At 71.3% G+C, this 21,247-nt stretch carries 13 protein-coding genes and 4 pseudogenes; 5 read left to right on the top strand and 12 right to left on the bottom strand.

Annotated elements, in window-relative coordinates; genetic code table 11:
• Positions 1-2 precede the first annotated feature (2 nt).
• From ACWGR4_RS40855 to ACWGR4_RS40845, 3 genes are all read right to left on the bottom strand, one after another.
• A complete protein-coding gene (locus ACWGR4_RS40855; protein ID WP_452131399.1) occupies positions 3-4,331 on the bottom strand; it encodes a DUF6603 domain-containing protein in 4,329 nt (1,442 codons plus the stop codon).
• Positions 4,332-4,350: 19 nt separating this feature from the next.
• Positions 4,351-5,520 carry a ComEC/Rec2 family competence protein gene (locus ACWGR4_RS40850; RefSeq protein ID WP_452131398.1) on the bottom strand — a complete coding sequence of 390 codons (1,170 nt, stop codon included), beginning with the start codon at positions 5,518-5,520 and terminating at the stop codon, positions 4,351-4,353.
• 1,178 nt (positions 5,521-6,698) lie between these two features.
• The gene (locus ACWGR4_RS40845; protein ID WP_380005681.1) at positions 6,699-8,267 is read right to left on the bottom strand and encodes a hypothetical protein; all 1,569 of its coding nucleotides are present in this window, start codon (positions 8,265-8,267) and stop codon (positions 6,699-6,701) included.
• Positions 8,268-8,688: 421 nt separating this feature from the next.
• On the opposite strand from ACWGR4_RS40845, the pseudogene ACWGR4_RS40840 reads away from it, so the two are divergent.
• Positions 8,689-8,937 (top strand): annotated as a pseudogene (locus ACWGR4_RS40840) (SAM-dependent methyltransferase); the annotation flags it as partial.
• Here ACWGR4_RS40840 and ACWGR4_RS40835 read toward each other — a convergent pair.
• From ACWGR4_RS40835 to ACWGR4_RS40820, 4 genes and pseudogenes are all read right to left on the bottom strand, one after another.
• Entirely contained in the window at positions 8,938-9,564 is a 627-nt protein-coding gene (locus ACWGR4_RS40835; RefSeq protein ID WP_452131407.1) for a hypothetical protein, read from the bottom strand. It lies immediately after the preceding pseudogene.
• Between the two features lie 449 nt (positions 9,565-10,013).
• Positions 10,014-10,247 carry a hypothetical protein gene (locus ACWGR4_RS40830; RefSeq protein ID WP_452131397.1) on the bottom strand — a complete coding sequence of 78 codons (234 nt, stop codon included), beginning with the start codon at positions 10,245-10,247 and terminating at the stop codon, positions 10,014-10,016.
• 683 nt (positions 10,248-10,930) lie between these two features.
• Positions 10,931-11,392: a GNAT family N-acetyltransferase gene (locus ACWGR4_RS40825; protein WP_452131406.1), complete on the bottom strand. Its 462-nt coding sequence runs from the start codon at positions 11,390-11,392 to the stop codon at positions 10,931-10,933.
• 682 nt (positions 11,393-12,074) lie between these two features.
• Positions 12,075-12,464, bottom strand: a pseudogene (locus tag ACWGR4_RS40820) (MarR family winged helix-turn-helix transcriptional regulator); the annotation flags it as partial.
• Here ACWGR4_RS40820 and ACWGR4_RS40815 point away from each other — a divergent pair.
• Both ACWGR4_RS40815 and ACWGR4_RS40810 read left to right on the top strand, forming a co-directional pair.
• Positions 12,448-12,792: a VOC family protein gene (locus tag ACWGR4_RS40815; protein ID WP_452131396.1), complete on the top strand. Its 345-nt coding sequence runs from the start codon at positions 12,448-12,450 to the stop codon at positions 12,790-12,792. The pseudogene ACWGR4_RS40820 and the gene ACWGR4_RS40815 sit on opposite strands and share 17 nt — an antisense overlap.
• Before the next feature lie 91 nt (positions 12,793-12,883).
• Complete coding sequence (locus tag ACWGR4_RS40810) at positions 12,884-13,045, top strand: SRPBCC family protein (protein WP_380005673.1); 162 nt, start codon at positions 12,884-12,886, stop codon at positions 13,043-13,045.
• Between the two features lie 805 nt (positions 13,046-13,850).
• Here ACWGR4_RS40810 and ACWGR4_RS40805 read toward each other — a convergent pair.
• Both ACWGR4_RS40805 and ACWGR4_RS40800 read right to left on the bottom strand, forming a co-directional pair.
• On the bottom strand, positions 13,851-14,876 hold the full coding sequence (locus ACWGR4_RS40805) for an SIS domain-containing protein (RefSeq protein ID WP_452131395.1): 1,026 nt from the start codon (positions 14,874-14,876) through the stop codon (positions 13,851-13,853).
• A gap of 344 nt (positions 14,877-15,220) precedes the next feature.
• A pseudogene (locus tag ACWGR4_RS40800) lies at positions 15,221-15,451 on the bottom strand (MFS transporter); the annotation flags it as partial.
• 856 nt (positions 15,452-16,307) lie between these two features.
• Between ACWGR4_RS40800 and ACWGR4_RS40795 the strand changes: the two are divergent.
• Positions 16,308-17,099, top strand: coding sequence for a hypothetical protein (locus ACWGR4_RS40795; RefSeq protein WP_452131394.1), 792 nt, complete (start codon positions 16,308-16,310; stop codon positions 17,097-17,099).
• Between the two features lie 636 nt (positions 17,100-17,735).
• Here the strand turns inward: ACWGR4_RS40795 and ACWGR4_RS40790 are convergent.
• From ACWGR4_RS40790 to ACWGR4_RS40780, 3 genes and pseudogenes are all read right to left on the bottom strand, one after another.
• Entirely contained in the window at positions 17,736-18,440 is a 705-nt protein-coding gene (locus tag ACWGR4_RS40790) for a hypothetical protein (RefSeq protein ID WP_452131393.1), read from the bottom strand.
• Complete coding sequence (locus ACWGR4_RS40785; protein ID WP_452131392.1) at positions 18,437-18,844, bottom strand: transglycosylase family protein; 408 nt, start codon at positions 18,842-18,844, stop codon at positions 18,437-18,439. Before ACWGR4_RS40785 ends, ACWGR4_RS40790 begins: the two co-directional genes overlap by 4 nt.
• A 525-nt stretch (positions 18,845-19,369) precedes the next feature.
• A pseudogene (locus ACWGR4_RS40780) lies at positions 19,370-19,478 on the bottom strand (transposase); the annotation flags it as partial.
• 61 nt (positions 19,479-19,539) lie between these two features.
• On the opposite strand from ACWGR4_RS40780, the gene ACWGR4_RS40775 reads away from it, so the two are divergent.
• The gene (locus tag ACWGR4_RS40775) at positions 19,540-20,907 is read left to right on the top strand and encodes a prealbumin-like fold domain-containing protein (RefSeq protein WP_452131391.1); all 1,368 of its coding nucleotides are present in this window, start codon (positions 19,540-19,542) and stop codon (positions 20,905-20,907) included.
• Positions 20,908-21,247: the final 340 nt, after the last annotated feature.

The following is a 21,247-nucleotide window of genomic DNA, read 5'->3' as shown; positions in this document are numbered from 1 at the left end:
GTTCACCTCTCGGCTGTGGTGGTCATGGGCGCGGTGGTGAACGTGCTCCTGGCGAGGTCGGCGTAGTGGGTCGGCGGGTCGTCGGTGCCGGGGGCGAGGCCGAGGGCGGCCAGGGCGGCGTGTACCGAGGCGCGGCGTTCGGCGGTGGTGCGCGCGGCGATGCCGGTTTCCGGGTCGACGATGGCGCGGATACTGCCTTCGCCCTCGTCGTCGGGGATCGACGGCGGCCCCTCCGGGTGGGCGCCCAGTCGTGGGATCTCGGCGTCCGGGAGTCCGTCGGCCTTCAGTGCCTTGCCGTCGACCCAGCCGACGGTGGGGCCCAGTTCGGGTTCGGGGATCTCGAAGGTGATGCCGGCCGGGCGGTCGGTGAGCAGGCCGTCGCCGTCGAGCACGTCGGTGGGCTTGCCCAACGGCGCGCCCCACATGCCCTTGGGCATGTCCTGCCGGTGCACGGTGACGCGCCATCCGGTGGGGGTGTACTCGGTGTCGAACCGCTCGAGCGTGACGTGGTGTTCGGAGACCACGCCCTGTCCCTTGGCGCCCATCGGCCGGATGTCGATGGTGTCGTCCGCGCTGCCGGCGAAGGTCTTGCCGTTGAGGGTGATGTGGCTCGCGGGCACGGCGGACTCGGTGCGTACGGTGAATCCGTCGCCGGAGACCAGCAGCGGCTCGCCCGCCGCGGACCGGCTCGCGGTCTCCTCCGGGTCGACGTCGACCAGCAGTCCGGCCAGCGGGGCGATCGACAGCGGCGCGGGCAACTGCACGGCAAACTCGGGCCATTCGATCGCCGGTACACCGGCGCGGTCGGTGCCGAAGCCGATGGTGAAGCCGATGAACCACACCTTGATCCGGGCCCGGCCGCCGATCGGCGGCCCCCACAGGTCCAGCGACACCCCGACCGACAGGGACACCCGCACGCGGATGAACAACACCTTGACGGTGGCCGCGACGCCGATGCTCAGGCCCATCGACAGGTCGAAGTAGAAGGGTTTCCACTGCACGAGCGCGTCCAGCCAGGCGGTGAACCAGGCTTGCAGCTTGATGCCGTGTCCCTTGTCGTAGTTCGCGGACAACTCGCCGCCGGCCATGAACGCGCCGTCGGTGAGCGCCGCGTACACCTGGCCGCGGATGGCCACCGGCCCGATCGCCCAACGCCAGCCCACGCGAGGCGGGTTGGGGTAGTACGCGGGTCGTTTGAACCGCGGGTGGTAGCCGCCCAGGGTGAACACGAAGCCCTTGCCGCCGCCGACGGCGGTGCGGTCCTTGCCCCAGATGTACAGGGACAGGCCGCCGGTGAGTTCGGCCGCCGGGTCGATGACGTAGGAGCCGGGCGCGATGACGGCGTCCATCGAGAACAGGCCGTGGTCGTGGTGGTATCCGATGGCCAGGTCGATCACGACGCGGGCGATCGGTTTGGCGGCGGCCTTGTTGCGCGGCAGGTCGATCGTGGTGCGCCCGATCAGCAGCACCTTCCACTGTTCGCCACCCTCGACCAGGAGCAACGCCCGGGAGCGGATGAACTCGAACGAGCTGAACTCGATGCCGCCCGCGCCCCAGTACCGGCCCTCGCGCGGGGTGATCCAGCCGCCGGGACCGGCGAGTTTCTCCAGCACCTGTTCCGGGGTGTCGCCGCTGCCGCTCCCGTCCAGGCGGTTGACCAGCGGGAAGGTGCCGACGTCCGCGATGGTCGGGGTGCGGACGGTGCTGTTGACGCCGAAGCCGAGCGAGAGGGCGATCACCCGGAACGGGGGTGGGCCGAACAACCCCCGCTCGCCGCCGGAGAGTTCGCCGAACAGGAACATCGACGACCAGCCGTCGGCGGCCTTGGCGTACGAGCCGGCGGCGTGCAGGGCGAAGAATCCGGTCTCGATGGAGGCGAGTCCGATGAACTGTTCGGTCAGGCCGGGGGCCACCTCCGAGCCGGTGCGGCGCTCGACCATGCCGCTGATCCGCAGTGGCGGTCGGTCCAACTGCACACCGGCGCCGCGCAGTCGGGGCGAGACGGTCAACTCCCCGTCGATGCCCAGGCCGAGGCCCATCAGCACGAGCCGGACCGGGCCCACCGACAGGACGGCGTCCAGCGCGACGAGGATGCGCCCGTCCGCGAGGCCGACGCCGATTCGCGAGATCCGCACCGCCCCGAAGGTCAGGTCGAGGTCGCGCGCGCCCGTGTCCGCCGGTGCCGCGTGCACCGTGAGCGGGGTTCGGGCGGCGGCCACGAGCGTGCCGCCGGGGCCGGTGGTGATCGGCAGCAGCAGCGGGTCCTGCGCCACCCCGCCGATGCTCAGCTCGATCTGCACGGCGAAGCCGGGCCCGGCCGCGGTGCCGCCGGCGAAGCGCGGCAGTCGACGTTCGCGGCCGGAGTCGATCCGGTGCAACGCGTCGTTGATCGCGGCGGCCTGCGGCGCGTCCCAGCCGGTGGGCGTGGAGGTGAAGGCGATGCCGTCGACGACGAGGTCCGCGCCGGGCGGGATCGCCTCGCCGACCAGCGGCAGGTCCGAGGCGCGTGCCCCGAGCCGGGCGCGCACCGCCGCCGCGTGCACCCGGGGCGTGCCCGGACCGGTGCCGGGGCGGGCGGCGTAGACCCAGCCCGTGTGTTCGGTCGAGGCGGTCAGCAGCACCCGGCCCGTCGCGGACTCGTACCGCACCGACAGTGCGGTGAGCACGGGCCGCAACACCGCAGGCAGGTCGGGCAGTTCGATACCGAGCGCGGCCACCAGGTCGGTCAGCGCGACGCCTTCGTCCGCGTGCCACGTCCCGGTGATCGTCGCCGCCGGGCCCTGTTCGTGGTACTCGACGGCGAAGACCAGTGTGCGCGGGGCGTCGTGACCGTCGGGGACCTGCACGGTCAGCGTGCCGGCGACGTTCTTGTCGTACCCGCCGGCCGCCCGACGCGTCAGCCGGGCGGTCAGGTCGAGCACGGCGTCGGCGTCGCCGAGCGGGAAGACACAGGAGCAGCCGAGGTCGAATTCCCGGCCGCCGCTGTCGAACGAGACCCTGGTCTCACGTACCGTCAGGTCCGCGAGCAGAGCGGGTGGCGTCACGTCGAAGAGGGCAAACAGGTCGGCGGGGACCAGATCGTTGGCGATGCCGGAGAATCGCCACAGACCGTTGTCGTAGCGGGCCGCGATGCTCAGCCGGGTCCCGCCGACGGCGGCCTCGGCGCTCAGCCCGACGGTGCGGCCGGCGGTCCCGGTGCCCTCGACGGACAGCGTGATGCCGGTGAGCGCGAAGACGTCGCCGATCTCCCAGTCGCCCGCCAGGTCCAGTTCGACGCCGAAGTCCTTCGACCGCGCGTCGAGCCACGCCCCGAACGCCTCGACCGTCCCGGTGGGGATCTGGGCGCCGGGTACGAAGAGGGCGAGCACGTCGGCGAGCGGGAGCGGTTGGAGCAACTCGGCGGTGAGGTCGAGTTCGGGCACGGAGACGGACACGCCGACGAAGGCATCACCGATGCGCAGAACGCCACCGAGCCGGGCATGCACGTTCGCCCCGGTGCTGCGCGGGGACGCAATGCCGAACTCGACGTCGATCTCCTCGACGTCGAACACGCCGGGGATCAGGTCCCAGCGGGCCGGGATGCCCACCCGCACCGACGCGCCGAGCACGGGATCGAGCCCGGCCGCCGCGCGCTGCGCGTCGGGAGTGAACACGACGCTCACTTCCAGGAGTTCGAGCGTGGCCGGGAGCGGCAGGCCGGGCAGGTCGGGCAGCACGAAGCCGCCGGCGGGTACTCCCGGGACGAGTTGGCCGAGGTCGCCGAGGGTGGTGAAGCCCACTCCGGCGAACGCGCCGTGCAACGTGTACGTACTGGCGGCCGGCCCGGTCTGCACGAGCGTGCGCAACCGCAGCGCCGCTTCCCCGGCGGCGAACGGCAGGTCGCCGCCCACGGTCGCGACCGTGGATACCACGTCGTCGGCGCCGGGTTCGGCGGACAACACCAACAACAGTCGGTCGAAGCCGTAGGCGCGCAGGAAGCCGGCTTCGAGCTGGAGGTAGGGGAGGTCGATCTCCCACTCGCCCGGGTCGGGCGCGGTGGTCAGGGTGACGTCGACGGTCAGACCGGCCACCACCGGCGGCGATGCCGTCGTGTTCGCGGTGAAGGTGACCGTCGCCGCGGCGCCCGGGGTCAGGCCGGGCACGGTCACCGCCCCGGAGAGGGTGAGGTGTTCCGGGTCGACGGCGGTGACTGCGGTCACGGTCAGCGGGCCGCCGAGGTAGGTGCCGAAGAGGTCTTCCGTGCCCGGCACGGCCAGTTCCGCGGCGGTCAGGCGGAATTCGCCGCCGATCGTGGGAAACCTGCGCCGGAGTTCGTCTGTGGTCAGCGCCATGGCGTTGTCCCTCCGGGTCTCAGTAGCCGATCATGACGTTGCCGGCGGCGTCGAGCGTCAGATGCCACGTGCCGCAGATGAAGCGCTCGTCGTCCGGTGTCGTGGACGTCCAGTCCGGGTTGACCATCAACTGCGAGGTGAACACGGCCCGGTCGGTTTGATCGACCAGGAACGACGGGTTCGGCGCGGCCCGGTCGTCGAAGTAGGTGTACTCGTGCGGTTCGGCGGGCTGGACGACGCCGGACCACGTCTTCACCTGTTCCAGGTGGCTGATCTTGGGGATACCCGAGCCGTTGAAGGACTTGGTCCCGGAACTGACGGTGAGCCGCTGCGGTTTGATCAGCTTGATCCACCGCTCGCGGGAGGAGGTGTCGCTGCCGTGGTGCCCCATCTTGAGGGTGACGTTCGCCGAGGGCAGCCGGGGTGCCCAGTTGGCGAGGATGAAGTCCTCGGTGACCACTGTCGAGTCCGCGGCGAACACCATCACGGCCTTCTTGTAGACCAGCGCCAGCACCGCGCTGTCCGGGTTCGGGTCGTAGCGTTCCAGTTCCTTCCGCAGGCGCGTCTTCTCGTGCGGATCCGTCGCCGGGGCCAGGCACTTCTCCCACTTCGCCTTGCGCGTCGCGTAGGTGCCGGTGGCGTTGGCCGCCACGGCGTAGAGCCCTTCGTCGGTGCCCAGGCGCACGATCGGCTGACCGTACTGCCAGGGCACCCCGGTGCCCCCGCCGGCCGGGGGTCCGCTGAACGCGAGGGAATTGGGCAGTGGTTGCGCGCGGTTGGCCTGGAGCCACCGGTAGGTGGCGTTCGGTAGACCGCCGGACTTGTCGCGACCGTTCTGGTAGTCCTCCAGCACCCCGGTGTAGTAGGCGGACTTCACCGTGAATCCGTCGAGCGCGCGCACCAGCAGGTTGTAGTGGTCCTCGTCGGCGTGCGAGATGAACAGGTAGTCGATCGTCTTCCTCGGCACGAAGGTGGCGAGGAGGCGCTTGACATTGGTGAGGGCGTCCACGACCTCCTGCGTGGGGGTGGTGATCAGGCAGCGTGCGCCCTTGGTGGAGCCGCAGTCGATCAACACCACCTCGCCGGTGCCGTGCGGTGGGTCGGGGAAGATGATCAGGGTGCAGTCACCCTGACCGACACCGACGAAGATCACCCTCGCGTGGGGGCCGGGTGGCACGGGAATGGCCATCGCAGACTCCAGACATCTCGGATGTGCAAAGCAGCGGAGCGGCTGGACAACAGGTCGACCGGGCGACCCGGCGGCCGGGCAGTGCGGCTCGGGTCACGACGGCCGGGCGCGCCTCGGGAGTCGGGCCCTATCCGGGCGCGGGACGAATTCCCCTCCGCATCGCATGACCGACGAGCGGATCCACCCCGGACAACGGCACGAGACGCCCCTCGCCCTCTACGCGCGTGACCTGACACTGCTTACGGCTCTGCCAGGTCCCGATCAGATCACACTTCGCAATCACCCGGTACCACAAAGCGATATTTCGCCATGCGATGGCCGAATCCTCCCCGTCGCCCGAGAGTGCTGGGATGAGATCCTGCGCGCCGCCGACCCGGCAGGACGCGCCTGGCGCGTCCTGCACACACCACCCTTGCCGCCGCCGTCGCCCCCGACGCCGTCCGCGACGCGCTGCACCGGGCCCTGCCGCCCGACCAGGCCGACGCCGTCGTGCTGCACTACCGCCTGGGCATGACGCTGACCACCGCCGGCCTGATGGGCCTGGACGTACCCGCCGCCGCCCTGCACCTGGTCATGGCCGAACGCGCGCTGCCGCCGGCCGCCATCCGCTCGGGGCCTCGAGACACGCCCCGGTCACCCCGGAACCGGTCACCCTCCCGTGCCCGAGTTGCGCCGACCCGGGCCGCAGGACGGGGAGGTCGATCTCGGCGGGCTTCGAGTGCTCGTGGTGACCATCCCGCGATTCGCCTCTGACATCCGCGTGGGGGTTCCGGCTCCGGTTCGCGTGAGCGGCGGACCCGCCCCTCGTGCGTTCGCGCGGAGGACGATGCGTTCAGGTCTGCCCCGTCCCGCTCCCCCCACCCCACGGAGCCGGCCGGCCATTTCGATGCCGGGCCCGCCAAGTTCGCGCCGCTGGGACACCGTGGGACGCCCGGGGCGTCGACCTGCCGGGACGTCCGGCGGAACGCGACCCGGCCGGGTCAACCGGGTGTGCACGAGGCGCACTTACCCGAGAGGGGGCCTCGGAGGAGTTGGCCGCCGTTGCGCGACTGCCCAGACCTCGTGGTTCCGCTCTTGCCGGGCGAGCCGTGTCGAGCCGGTGGGCGGGGTCGGGCCGTACCGAAGAGGGGCGCTCCGACGGCCGGAGGCCGCAGGAGCGCCATGGGGGTTGTCGGCTGTCAGTTGAGCGCGGCCCAGTTCTGGGTGGTGGTGTTGGCGGTCGGCTTGGTGATGACGGCGGCGCCGATGGTGACGGAGGCGCTGTCGAGGGTGAATCCGCTGGCCGGGTTGGTGATCGTGAAGGTCCCGCTGCTGTTCTGGGTGACCTGCCATTCCTGCCAGGCGTTGGAGGAGTTGACGGCCCGCAGGGTGGCCTGTTCGCCGGCGTTGTAGGGCGCGGTCAGCACGAGTGCGTCCGGGCAGCCGTCGATGAGTTTCGCCGTGCCGTTCCCGTTCGCCCTCAGCGTCCACTGCTGTCTGGTGCTGGTGGGATCGTAGGTGTAGAGGTTGGCGGGGGCGCTGCCGGACGCACCGCACTGCCCGACGCGTTCCATGGCCAGACCGCCGCCGTTGGTGAGGGCGTGGGTTCGGCCGTCGCCCACGATCGTGGGACCGTAGTCGATGGCGTGGGCGGCCAGGCGGGTCAGCGCGCTTCCGGTGGTGGCGAGCGGGGGGTTGGCGGTGGGCCGAACGGCCTTGAAGTAGTCGGCGAATGTCGAGGGAGTGTGCGTGGTCAGCACGCTGATCGTGCCGTTCCAGCCGCCGTCGATGTTGTTCCACAGGTCGAGCAGCGAGCCGTCCACGTTGCCCTGGACCTGGTCCCCGGTGTCCCAGCCGGTGGAGTAGGTGAAGCTCCGGCTGTCGCCGTTGGGCCACACGTAGCGGTAGTCCCCGAGGAGGTAGGCGGCGGCGGAGTCGGCGAAGCCCTCGACCCAGGCGCAGGTGCCGGAGCTGGCCTTCTCGATGTAGTGCGGGTTGCAGCCGGTTACGTTCGGCCACCACCCGTCGTACAGGCGATGCAGGAGGAAGTGGCCGCCCTCGTGGAGCACGGTGTGCTCGGAGTCGGGGTCGGCGGCGGAGAGGTGGACGGTGTTGGCCAGGTCGTAGAACGGACCGTCGACCGAGTCGGCGGTCCACCGGATGTTGAGTTCGGTGCAGGCGTTGTTGTTCGCCTCGTGGGTGGACCAGCAGTCGCTGACGGAGTTGTTGCGCCTCGACCACAGGAGGTTGACGGTGTCGAACGCGTGCCAGGCCCGCGCGGTGCCGGCGGTCGGCTTGAGGGTGCCGAGGTTGACGCCGGTGGAGATGTCGGCCTGGGTGGGTGAGTCCAGGGTGTAGGGGGTTCCGGTGGTGTTGCCGACCTTCCACAGCTTGGTGCTCTCGGTGTGGAACCGCACCCACATGCTGCTCATCGAGGTGGTGGAGGTGGGGGTGTAGCAGAGGTTGAAGCCGCCGTCGTCGACGCCGGTGTACTGGTAGTCGGGGGTGAGTTGGCGCGGGGCGTCGGTGGACTTCTCCTTGCCCCACAGTTGGGCGTTCGCCTTACGGACCGGCTTGGTCATCGTGGGCTTGTTCGTGCCGGCTTCGGCCGACTGGTAGTCGTACTGGAGTTTGCCACTCAGGCAGATGGGGGATGCCGCTGCGGCGTCTGACGCCGTCAGCGGAACGGCGACCGCGGCGAACAGGGTGGCGAGCAGGGCGGTGCCTATGGCGGCGAAGCCGCGCGGCAGTCGAATTCGGATGGGCAAGGTGTTCCTCCCCTGGGACATCTCGAAGTCCTGTCCGTGCGGGCCGCCGCTGTACGAGGACCGGGCCGGCCCGTCACGAACGCAACGAAACACCGGGCGCACGAGCAGTATGCAAGTCGCCCTGAAATACCTGGCGTTACGATGCCAAATCAGCTTGTCACCATCCATCCTGTGAGTTGCCCTCTTTAAGAAGAAAGGGTGATATTTTCATCGGCGGAGCGGTGGCGGTACCGGTCGACGTCGACCGGCTCGAACGCGTGCGCCACATCGTTGCCTTCGACCACGAGGCACCCTGCACGACCGGGTCTGACGATCACCGGAGAACGCGACGCCGCGCGCCCTCGTGCGCCCGAATCCGCGCCGGCGCCGCACGAACAGGCCCCGAAACCCGCGTTCACCCACAGGAGTTGCCCACCACCGGATGCCCGGTTCCCTAGCTTGGGGGCGTGTCACCCCGGCGGGGGAGTGGCGCGGACGTCGAGGGGACACCCTGGACCAGGACACCGATTCCGGCCCACTTCCGATCGACACGAAAACCCCCAGCGTCGCCCGCATGCACGGCTACCTCCTCGGCAGCACCGACAACTACCTCGCCGACCGCCGCGCCTGCTCGAAACTCCTGCGCGTCGCCCCCCACATCCGCGCCCTCGCGCTCAACGACCGCGCGTTCCTACGACGTGCGGTCCGGATGCCGGCGCGCGAGCACGGGATCCGGCAGTTCCTCGACCACCGCGACCTCCGCGCCACCCTCGACCTGGAGTGCCCCGTCGCAGCGCTGTTCGTTTCCGTACTCCACTGCATCCCGTTGCCATTCCGCGTCCAGGGCGTAGACGTCGGTCGTGAGCGGGATGGGTTTGCGGGCCGGGTGGGGTGTGCGACGTGTGGAGCCGGGTGGTTCGAGGCCGGTGCGTCGGTTCTCGGTGGTCGGGTCCGGCCCGATGCTGTGGCGACGGTGAAACGCTCGAAGCCCGCACGGTGCCCCGCACTCGGGCACCGCCCCCCAGGCGTCGCGTGCTTCGTCCGACGTCTCGAGCCATCCGGCCGGCGCAGTCCGCGGCAACGCCCCGGGCCGGATCATCGGCGGCGGGACGACCGGTTCGGTGCCGCGGCGGGTGATTCGCACGTTGCCGCCAGCGCCGGACACCTGTGCGATGCCGCCGCCGATCGTGCTGCCTTGGACCGACTGCCCGCGCGACGCAGGGCGTTCGCGTCGCGCCCCGGCTAGGGACACCGCCAGTCCGGCCGGCGCCGCACCCGCCACCACACCGCCCACCCACGCCTGCGCCTTCGCCGTCATCCCCCATCGTCCGACCATCGCCCCCGCCGCGGAGTTCACTTACGCCGACGGTGACCCGCCCGTGATACCGACCGCCCCGCAACACTCACCGAGCCCACGTCGAGGCGAAGATCGCTCCCCCGAACCCGCCTCGAGTACCCGTCGTCGGCACCGGTACCGGGTTCGTGTGGTGGCTTGTCCACCCTCGACGTAGCGCACGGCCGCCGCGACGGCGGCCCCCACGCGGGCAACGGTCGCGGCCCCGACCGCGTACGTGTGGTCGGGGCCGTTCGGTGTCCGTGTCGTGGGGCACAGCCCGCACACCGGACGGTTCCCAAAGTCGCTCGCCCCGGGTCCACGACCCGTCGTCGGGCGGTACCGCCCCACTCGATTCGCGCGACACGCGGTACGAGGCACGGCGCCGGCCCGGTGTGTGTGGATCCCGGGGCGTGGCCGGGTGGGTCCGGGGCTTATCCGATCGGTAGGCAGATCGCCCAGGCGTGGATGGCGGCTCCGGGGGTGTTGTCGAGCGGGGCGGGGACCTGCCGGCCCGTGTTGGTGCTGTTGGGGTGTCCCTTTTCGCCGGGGCCGAGGTAGCTGTTCGTGCCGTCGGAGGTGTATCCGCCGCCGACCACGGTGTAGCCGGTCGGGCAGAGTGCCGTGGCGACGCTCGTGCCGTCGGTGGGGACGGATGGGCCGTTCACCGTGATGCTGGGGCCGGACACGCCGTTCTGGCCGGGAGGGCCTTGGGGTCCGGGAGGTCCGGGAGGGCCTTGGGAGCCCTGGCATCCGTGACGGGAGTCGTGGCGCACCCTGCCGCGGCCGACCACGAGGACGGTCACGGCGGAGGCGGGGACTGCCCGCACAACTGCCCGGCCGGGGAACCCGGCCCTCCGGGACCTCCCGGGCCCGCGGGTCCTGCCGGCCCCCCGGGGCCGACCCGGCCGACCCGGATCGTCCAGACGACCCACACACTGACGTCCGGGCTCAACACGGGAACCGCGACCTGCCCCTCGGGAACGGCCATCACGGGCGGTGGATACAAGACGCCCCTCGGAGGCAACAACCTCACCGCCCAGGTGTACGAGTCCTACCCGTCCGCCGCCGACACATGGACCGTGTCCTTCAACAACTCGGCCGGGATCACCGGCTCCTACGTGGTCTACGCCGTGTGCCAACCGGTGACCTGAACCCCGGCGCGCCGGCCACCGGGCGATGACACCCCATCGCCCGGCGCCGGCCGCCACGACCCGCAGCCGCGATACGAGGGATCCCGCACCGCGACGACCGAACGCCCGCGGACCCGGCGGCGTACACCCGACCCGATCGAGCAGCCGGAGACCCGCTCTGTGCTCCGGGTGGACGCTTCGAGGCCGGCCGACGCATGTCACGTCGGTGCCGCGTAGCAGCGGATGGCCACCGTCTGGTGTGGGCTCCACTGCTGCTCGACCGTGTCCATCAGCTGCCAGCCCAGTCGCTCGTACAGGTCTGCCGCGGCGGTGTCGGACGTGACGACGTCGAGCACCGGGTGCAGGCCGCGATGCCGTGCCTCCTCCACCGCCCGGTCGAGCAGCGCCGCACCGATCCGATGTCCCCGCGCCCGCGGGGCGACGAAGAGTCTGCCGACCACGGCGGTGGTACTCCGCGCCGTCCCCTCTCGCCGGCTCCACAGCCCTGGGGCCAGATCGCCGTCGCCGGCCCGCGACAAGCAGACATGCCCGACCAGGAGCCCATCGAGTTCGGTGACCCAGGAGCCCAACGAGGGACCGAGTGACAGCCACTCGCAGGGCTGATCGGGCCAGTTCACCGGATAGCCGTCGCGGGCGTGGACCTCCGCGAGGACGCGCACGCACTCCTCGATGTCGCCATCCGCCCTCCACCGGACGCGATGGCCCGGCCGCTCGTCGGGCACCCCGGAGTTCTCGATGTTCACGGTGTTCACGGTGTGATGGGAACACGGCCACGGAATCGGAACAAGCCCCTTCACGCCGCAGTCGGCGCGCCATTCGTCGAACAGCCGGGTTCGATCCGACGCCACTGCACTTGCCTGGCCGGCCGCTGCCGAAAACCCGCCCCCGCCTTCGCGTGGACGCGCGGACCGACGCGGACACTCCGAACCGTGCAATCGATTTCTGTCACCGCCTGCACGCCGGGAATTGGCCACACAAAGCCGCGACTCCACCGTCGCCATACGAGCGTCGAGTCGGCCCGGTGGTCGGACTTGCCCCTTGTCGTCGTGGCCGCCGGGCGCCGGCGAGTGGCCCGGACCTGTGCTCGGGCCGGACCAGTTGCTGTTCCCGCGCGTTCCTCGGGGCTCGCGGGGGCACGCCGAGGGCGTCCGGCGCGTCGCGCGACCGCGCTGCCTCCCGATGTCGGGCGTCCGTCCCTTGGCCATCGAGGTCGGCTGTCCGCCGCAGGAGTGTGGCCCGATCGGGGACGGGCGGCGGTGGTCCGCCGCCGAAGCCCCCGGGGCCGCCTGGCGGAGTCCCGGGGCTTCGGCGTACTCGGCGCGTGGCGGCGGGCTTCGGGAGCGGTCGCGACGTGTTCATCTCCTCGGCGGTGGCGACCAGCGGTGCCGGCTCGGGGTTCTTGGCGGCCTCGTCCAGCGCCTCCCGGAGGGCGGCGTCGTTGGTCGGCCTGGCCGCTTCCAGGAGTTTCAGGCCGGAATCGGTCACGTCGGTGTAGATGCCGCGGCGGTCGGTCGCGCAGAGGTAGCGGGAGAGCAGGCCGCGTTCCTCGAGGCGGGTGACGAGGCGGGTGATGGCGCTCTGGCTGAGCACGACCGCGTCGGCGACCTGCTTCATCCGGAGGTGGCCGCCCTCGCCGTCGTGCCGGCGGCTGAGCACGTCGAGTAGCGAGTACTCGCGCACGCTCAGGTCGTGCTCGGCCTGGAGGGCGCGCTCGATGTGCGCCTCGATCCGGTCCACCGCGGAGCTGCGCTACGCCACGATCAACCTCGACAACAGCCTCGGCATCGACCTCATCGAGTTCCGCAACCCGCCGGGCGAGCCGACCCGAGGTGCCGCCAACCGTCCGGGCTCGATGCATCTGTGCCTGCGGGTGGACGACTTCGACGCGGTGTACCGGCGGATGAAGGAGGCCGGCTACGGCTTCCTCGGCGACGACTACACGTTCATCGCGGGCGAGGTGACGCCGGAGGCGGCGCTCGGCACCAGGGTCGCCTACTTCAACGACCCGGACGGCACCAACCTGGAGATCATCCGGCCCGAGGGCGGCTTCGCCGCCTGAGGCGCCCGACCGGCGCGGGTGGGATCCGGACCGACACGATCCAGGATCCCACCCGCGTCCGCATGTCCACCGCCCTCGCCCATCATCGGCGGTGAGCGAATGCCCGCATTTGCATTGGCCCGCGCATGCCGCCGAGGTCCAGTGGTCCGGCCGCTTCAACCCCGACGGCGCCACCGAGGCCGAGGCCGTGGCCCTGTTCACCACCATCTACCGCGACGGCCTCGACGCCCTTCACATCACCCTCGCCGCCTGAGACCCCCTCCCGCAGCCACGGCACGTGGGCCGCGCGGCCGGGTACCCGGCCGGAGCCGGTGAGGGATGCCGGGGTGCGCGGTTGCACGACGTCGGCCCCAACCGGAGGTGCCGCGCGGGAGTGTCGAGGCGGTGGTGAGCAAGGGGAAGGGCAATCGGATCGCGGGAACCGGAACCGAGCACGCGCTCTCCGAAGGACACCGCCCCCGGTGCCGCCTCGATCGGGGCGGTGGGTGGACGCCCGAACGCGGATCGCCGGTCAGCAGGTTCGTCCTTCCGGCTCCCTGCAACCCCACGCGGGTCGCGGTCCGGAAGGTGACGACCCAGGGCATCTCACACCTCACAACCAACGACCGCTCACACACCCCCCTGACTCCCGATCGGAGATCCCTGGCATGCAGGCGATCGACCGGGCGCCCGGGTACAACCGGTCCCTTGCCCAGGCGGCCGGAACCGGCCCCGGGCCGAACCCACGCCATGGCTCGTCCAGGACGACCCGGTCCATGACCGGCAGGTCGGAGCCGGTGAACCCCGGTTGCTCCTCGGCCTGTTCGCCGTAGTCCCCGTCGTCGATCGGGCGGTCGACATTCCGCCGACCATGGAATGTCGTCCCATGCTGGGCGAAATCCCATGGGAACACGGCGGAACACGGGTATGCTGCGCCGGCACGACGGCCGGCCGCGAGACGCGACTTCGCTTCCACCGTCGACGCGGGCGGGGTGACCGAGGCCGGGCACGGGCGCCTCGTGCTCGTGCCCGGCCCGTTCCACGTCGGAGGAGCACTCAGGCGGACGAGCCGTGTCCGGTCACAGTTCCGCGAGCGCGGCGATCTTGGTGTCCTCGCGGGTGAACGCGATCTCGTCGACCGGGTTGCCCCGGGTCGCCGCAGTGTGGGACACGAGGGCTTGGAGCACGCACACCTCGACGAGGGCACGCTGGGGTCCGGTCAGACCCGTCGGGACGGTCACCGATACCGCCCCTGGGGGGACCACGCCGGTGCCGTCGGTGACCGTGAGTACCGCCGTCGGTTTCTCCAGGAGCTGGCGCGCCAACGCGAGTTCGCGGGCGTCGCCGATCACCGGATGGGCGGTGTCGGCGCCGGCCGAGTCCATCGGACCGTGCAGGTACGACCGGGTCCCGTACGCCGTCGCCGGCACCAACGGGCCCTCCCGGAGCAGCAGCGCCACCGCCTCCGCCGTGGTCTGCTGCGCCGCGGAGGCGACCACGTCGACCGACCCCGACGCCAACGCGCCGGCCGCGAAGTCGGCGAGCACCGCGTCGTTGGCCGATACCGCCTCCTCGATCAGATCGGGCAACCGCCGCCAGCCGTCGTCGATCCGCCCCGTCGCCGCCTCGTCCGCGAGCATGCCCAGCGCCGCGTAGGTGACCACGAAACCCACCGTGGACACCCGGCTGTCGGGGAACCCGCCGAGGGTCAGCGCCGCACCCGCCGCCTCGCGCAGTGGCCCGGTCTCGGCGTTGGTCACCGCCAACGTGTCCACGCCCGCCGCACGGTATCGGGTCACCAGATCCGCCGTCTCCCGACTGCGCCCGCTCTGCGACAACGCGACCACCAGTTCCACGTCGCCGATCGCGACGGGGTGGTCCGAACAGTCCGTCCGGGCCACGTCCAGACCGGCCGCGCGCAACGCGTACAGCGGGGAGGCCAACGCCGCGTGGCTGGCGCCGATGCCCGCGAGCAACACCCGCGGCCGACCCGCAGGCCACAGGTGGGTCCGGCCCGGCATCGCGGCCACCACCTCGCGCAGCGCCGCGACCTCGGCCCGCCGTCCCTCCTCGTACCCGTATCCGTACATCGGGGCCGCGCTCACGCACCCGCCTCCGTTCCCGACGGCGTGCCCGACTTCGACCGGGGGCGCCAAGCGCGCCGCGCCACCGCCGGCACGTAGTCGCCGAGATCCACCGGGAACCGCACCACGGTCTGCGTCTCCGCCGCGTGGTAGGCGGCCATCAGCAACTCGGTCACCTCGACCCCGCTGTCCAGCGATTCGAGCGGTTGCTCGCCGCGGGCGAACATCCCGGAGATGTGGGTGTTCTCCGCCGTGTAGCCGTACGCCACGGGTTCGTCGGCGATCACCGGCATCAGGCCCTGCTCGGCGTTCTGCTTCTCCACCATGTCCTCGCCGCTCGCCCGTTCCAGGTTCCGCGAGAAGAACACGGTCGACGCGAGCATGTACGAGGTGACGACCCACGACATGTGCGTGCCGCCGCCGAGGTCCGCGACGATGGTGGGCAACGCAGCGCCGACGATCGTCTGGTCCAGGGCCGCCGGCAGCATTCCCGCAGCGATCGCCACGAAGATGATGTTGCGCCGGCGGGGATCCAGTAACGAGGGCTCGCCTGTCGGCACCGCGGCGGGCTCATCCGACAAGATCGAGGCAGACATGACCGAATAATCATATTTTGTAGCCAATTGTCCACTCGCAGACACGCCGCTCAGTCCGTCGTGCCGTTCACCGCCTGGATGACTGCGGTGGCTGCCGTCTCCGATACCCGCGCCGCCGCCGTCGCGTGCGGCGTCGCCGATCCGGTCGGGCGCCCGCGCCGATCTCTGCGCGTCCGGCCCGGCGTCCCGACACCGGGCGCAACCGGTACCCGAACCCCAGCCGCAGCGTCTTTTGCGCCGACTCGCTGAACACTTCGCGGTTCCACAAGACCGGCTGCTGCTGTCCCGCGGCACCGAAGAAGCCATAGGTCCGGTTGCGCGCAATCCGCACCGCGGGCCGGGCCGGTGTGCTGGTCGACACTCCGACCTTCGCCATGTACGAGACGGAGGCACGAAACACGGTGCCCGCATCCACCGTGATCCCCTGAGCGTCGAAGACGGCTACCGGATCGACATCGACGCCGCGCTACGCACCGCGGGCCAAGACCCGGCCTTGCAACTGCCACGCCCAAGCGAGCATCGGTCGACTGCGGACCGAACGCGCTCGCCTGGACGCAGGTCTGCGGGCGTGCACCGCCGTCACGCAGGTGTTCGGTCATCGACGACTACGCAGGACAGATCCGACATGGCGGCACGGCAGCTGCCGTCAGGCGATGCGATTGCGCGCGAACACCTGCCAGGAAACCGCGGAATCGCCGGGCCCGGCATCGGCCATCGCGCCTGCGAGCAACCGAAGAAGGTCCGGCACCTATTTGCGGCCGGAACACCCGCACAAGCCGTCGCCCCGCAGTCCGCAACAGTCGTCCGCCGGTGACACGCACAGTTTCGTCTCATCCGGACGGAGGGAGGACAAGAGATGCCCGACGGCGTGCGCGCCGCCACAGGGCACGACGTGGTCGGCGTCGAGATCGATCCGGGCCTGGCCCGATCGGCCCGCAACGCATGCGAACGCGCCGGGATCCACCCGCACATCGTCACCGGCGACGGCACCTTGGGACACCCGTCGCGTGCCCCGTACGCCGCCGTGGTCGCCGCCTGCTCGGTCCATGTCGTGCCGCCTGCGTGGGTCGAGCAGACCCGCCCCGGTGGGACGCTGCTGGTGCCGTGGACCTCGCCGTGGGTGTCGTACGGCATCGCCCGCCTGACCCGGGACGACGACGGGGGAGCAACCGGCCCGTTCGCCGCGCTGGGCTCGTTCATGCCGCTGCGGGCTGCGGCGGCCGGGTACGACGACAGCCCGCCGGCCGTGGAGCACGACGCCCCCACCCGCAAGCGTGTGTCGGACCTGGCGCCGTGGGCGGTGCAACCGGAGGAGCCCGAGGCCGCGTTCGTCGTCGGTGCGACGCTGCCCGGGTACCGTTCCCTCACCGCCCGCGCCGACGACCCGCAGCCGGGGGCGTGGTGCTGCACCCTGCGGGTGATCGACGCCACCGGTGCGAACTGGGCCGACGTCGACCACGCCCGAGACCGCGACGAGGGCCCGTTCGTGGTGACCGTGCACGGTGACCGCGACGTGTGGGCGGATATCGAGGACGTGCACGCTCGTTGGACGGCCCGGGGTTGTCCGGGACCGGAACGTTTCGGCCTGGAGGTAGAGCCCGACGACCGTCAACGCGTTTGGTTTGAGTCGCCGTCCGGTCCCACCTGATGGTCGGATGCCATGGTGCACGCGAGGGCGTGAGTGACCCAGACTGCGTCCTGCGGCTCGCGAAGCGACGATCGGGCCGGGCCGGCCCAGGCATTGCGAGGCGCCCGGGACGAGTGGTGGACGAGGTCGCCCGTCTTGGCCGTTCGTGTCGTTCCTGATCGGTGTCCTTTCCGAGGGCCGCCTCGGCGGGTGAGGCCTGGAACGCCCGGTCGGCGGGTCCCGGCCGCGGTTGAGCCGAACCGGTGTCGCTGACGCGGCGGTTCCTGCGGCACCTCTGGGATTCCTGTCGGGTTTTCCTGTCGGGTCGTGAGACGCGGAACGCTGCGAATCCCGGAGGGACACCGCGGCCGACGTCCCGGACCGCTGTCGCGACGACGTCGAGCCCCATGCCTCGGTCCACATCCACCACTACGACGTCGGCATCCTCGAAGGGCCGAAGGACGCGAACAGCGCCTCGAGGACCGGGTCCCTCGATCCCGAACTCCTCCTTGTCCATGGCCGATTCGAAGGATTCGGATGGACCGGTCGTACGGCACTCGAACCACTGGTGCCAGGGAGGACACGGTCAGGGAGCGCGGTGGAGTTTGCATCGGTGCGGGGCGAACGAGCATCGGGTGCGGGTCCGGGTCTTGCGCGTCAGTGGGGCGTGGTGGCCGGCGGCGTGGTGCGGATGGTGTCGATCACGACGCGGATGGCGGGGATCACCGGTCGGTGGTCGGCCGTCGAGGATGCCGCCCCGGTCCTGCACGCCCTCGGGCGCGGCGAGGAGGCGATCGCGATGACGCGCGCGCACGCCGAGGGCGGCGACAGGCGCGTCGAGGACGGCGGTCGCGTTGGAGTCTGTGCCGAAAGCTTCGGGGGCGGGTTCGGCCCAGGTGGGTCCGCCGGCCCCGCGTTCGGGACACGGCCGAGCGGCGTGTCCGCCGTGGCGGGCGACGCCACCGCGGCGAACACGCCTCGGCGTCGACCGCCCGGCCCGGGAGGTCCGCGGTCCGGGGCGCGTCGGCGCCGCCGGTTCAGCGGCCGGATGCGGTCGCGCGGTTGGGTGCGGCCGGGCGTGTCCGCAGTGGTCGGGACGGTGGATGTACGGTCGGTCGCGCCGCGTTGCCAGTGGTAGGCGTCCAGGCACGCGGCGTACGGTGGGGCGTCGTCGGCGTGGTGGTCGGGGAAGTCGCGCGCGCCGACCGTGCCGGTCGCGGTGTCGTCTGCGGGCGGGCCGACCGCCGCGCCGCACAGCGCGGTGCGTTCGGTGCGTGCGGCGATGTGCCGGGTCCTGGCGGCGGCGGGCCCGGCATGGGTACCGGGTCGCATCTGGTGCGCGGCCGTTTCGCGGGGGATCATCGCAGGCCTGCGCGGCGGCCGCAGGTAGGCCAGGCGCCGGGGCCCTGGTTGGCGAGGACTTTCTCGGCGATGCGGATCTGTTCGGCCTTCGAGGCGTGGTGGGGCATGCCCTTGCCGCCGTGGGCGCGCCATGTAGGGAGGGTGAACTGCAGACCGCCGTAATGGCCGTTGCCGGTGTTGATGGACCAGTTGCCGCCGCTCTCGCACCGCGCGACTTTGTCCCAGGTGGCGACGCTCGCGGCCTGGGCCGGGCCCGCGAGTGCGGCACCCAGAGCGATCGCGGCTACGGGGAGGGCGAGTACCGCGTCGAGAGCGGCGAACCCGCGCAGGCGTCGGGTGCGGCCGGTGCCGTGGTGAGCGTTGCCGCTGCAAAGAACGAGGCGGGAAACGTGGCGGGGAAACATGCGCATTCCTCTCGGAATTCCCGAGGGGCGATACGGCGGCACCTGCCCGAAGGCAGGTGCCGCACCGGGCGCCAGAACATCCGCGCGCCGTGCGGCGCGGGTATTTGGGCAATCGCTGGGTCCGCGTCCTGCCAAGGCGCGGATCTCGGCTCGAAGAACAGGCCGGGAAACCCACGGGGTGCGACGTGCACATGGACGAGACAAAAGCAAATCAAACCAGCGATTTCAACAACATTTTGGGTTCACGCAGGTCAACCTGCCCATTCCGGGCGTGTTCTGCTGATTTACAAACTTATATACTCTTATATGCCGCAGTGCGTTCGGACAAATTACGGCACATCGTCAATAAAATTCGATCATCTAAGGTGCCGACGCGGCGGGCGGCCGGCCGAGCAGGCGCGGTCAAACGAAACGCCCTATAGCGGGGCGGGACTCGGAAAGTCGGTGGTGGGGAGGTTGGGGAAGCGGTGTGCGCGGCCCCGACGTCCGCGACCGGGGTTGCCCGCTACCAGTCCAAGAGGGCCCGGGCCCGTACCGCGCCGGAACGTCCCGCCACGGGGGCACCGGTCCGCAACCGCCACAACACCCCGTCGATCACCTGCCGACGATCACGCCACGGCCGACCACGACCATCGTTCGGCTGCTTGGCCGATCCCCACCGAGCGCCGCTCGCTCCCGCATCTGATTCTTCCCATATGAGACGTTATCTTTCATTCGCGGGCGTGGTGCTGGCCGCCGGGCTGTCCACGTCGGTTGTGTTCCCGGCCGCCGCTCCGGCGGCCGCCGCCCCCACTGCGCGGCAGGCTCCGCAGACCTTCACCTTCACCGGGGCACCTGAACAGGTCACGGTCCCCGACAACGTGTGCACGGTGACCGTGGACGCGTTCGGGGCCGCCGGAGGCGACGGCCAGTACGGCGTGGTGGGCGGCCGGGGGGCGGAGGTGTCGGCGTCGTTCGGCGTGACGCCCGGAGAGGTCCTCACGGTGAACGTGGGCGGCGCCGGGCACTCCGGAGACGACAGCGACCCGGCACGTGCCCAGGGCGGCTACAACGGGGGTGGCCTGGGCGGCGCCTACATCGCGAACGGCCAGATTTCCGGTATCGCCGCGGGCGGCGGCGGGGGCCGGACCACGGTTGGCAACGGTATGACAGTCCTGGTCGTGGCGGGTGGCGGCGGAGGAGGCGGCGCGTCGTTCTTCGCCACCGCCATCGGCGGCGGGAACGCCGGCAAGGCGGGCGAGCCGGGTCAGGGGCTCCCCGGAGACGACGAGGGCAGGCCCGGCAGGCCCGGCGGCGAGGGCGGGCAGGGCGGCGTCAACGCACCCCACACCGACCCCAACGGCGAGAACGGCGGCCCGGCCGTCGGTCCGGTCGGAGGCGCGGGCGGGAACAGCATCCTCGACCCCCACGGCGGCGCGGGCGGCGGCGGAGGCGCGGGAGCCACCGGCGGCGGTGGCGGAGCCGCGTCCCCCACCGCCTACAACAGCGGCGCGGGCGGCGGCGGAGGCTCCAGCAGCGGCCCCGCGAGCGCCGTGTTCACCACCGGAGCCCGTCAGGGCAACGGCGAGGTCACCCTCACCTGGATGCCCTGCGTCGGCGTCACCGGCAAGGTGACAGTCCTCAAGCGGGATGCCGACACCCAAGCCCCGCTGGCGGGTGCCACCTTCCAACTCTGGGAGGAGACCAACGACACCCCCGGACTCCAGACCACCGGCATCAACCCCGACACCGCCATCGGCGAGCCCTGCGTCACCGGCACCGACGGCACCTGCACCCGCAACGTCCCCGTCGGCACCTACTACTGGGAAGAGACCCGCGCCCCGGCCGGCTACCTCCTCCCCGACGACCGCGTCTTCGGCCCGCTCGTCCTGACCACCGCCAACGCCGCCACCGGCGTCGACGTCACCGCCGACAACACCGCGAAACCGACCGAGCCGAAACCCCCCTGCCACGACCACCCCGACGACACCACGAAGCCGACCCAGCCGAAACCGCCCTGCCACGACCACCCCGACGACCACGGCACACCCGAACCTTCCACCCACGGCGGCTGCGCCTGCTGACCGCGACCCACACACCCACTCGCGGAGCGCGAGGCAGCGGCAAGGCGCCGTCCACCCTCACGCTCCGCGAACTCACGCACAACCGCGACCTTGTCGACGGCCGTCTGCCCGACGCGGGCAGGGTCGGCAACGAGCCCGAGTAGCCGTGCCCCACCGAACACCCGCGGCAACACGATGTCCGACAACGGCGCCGGCGGCGCGCACATCGAACTGCCGCAACCGATGCCGAACTTGGCCGACGTCCTGGTGACCTCGACGGATCTCACGGATTCCGAGATCGGGATCCAGGACCGCACGAACTCCCTTGCTGCGACGGCCTGTATGGAGTGTGGTGCACCGA

This window comes from Embleya sp. NPDC055664, from assembly GCF_053618075.1.
The sequence above is the reverse complement of the archived record's forward strand: the minus strand, read 5'-3'. Positions and strand labels throughout refer to the sequence as shown.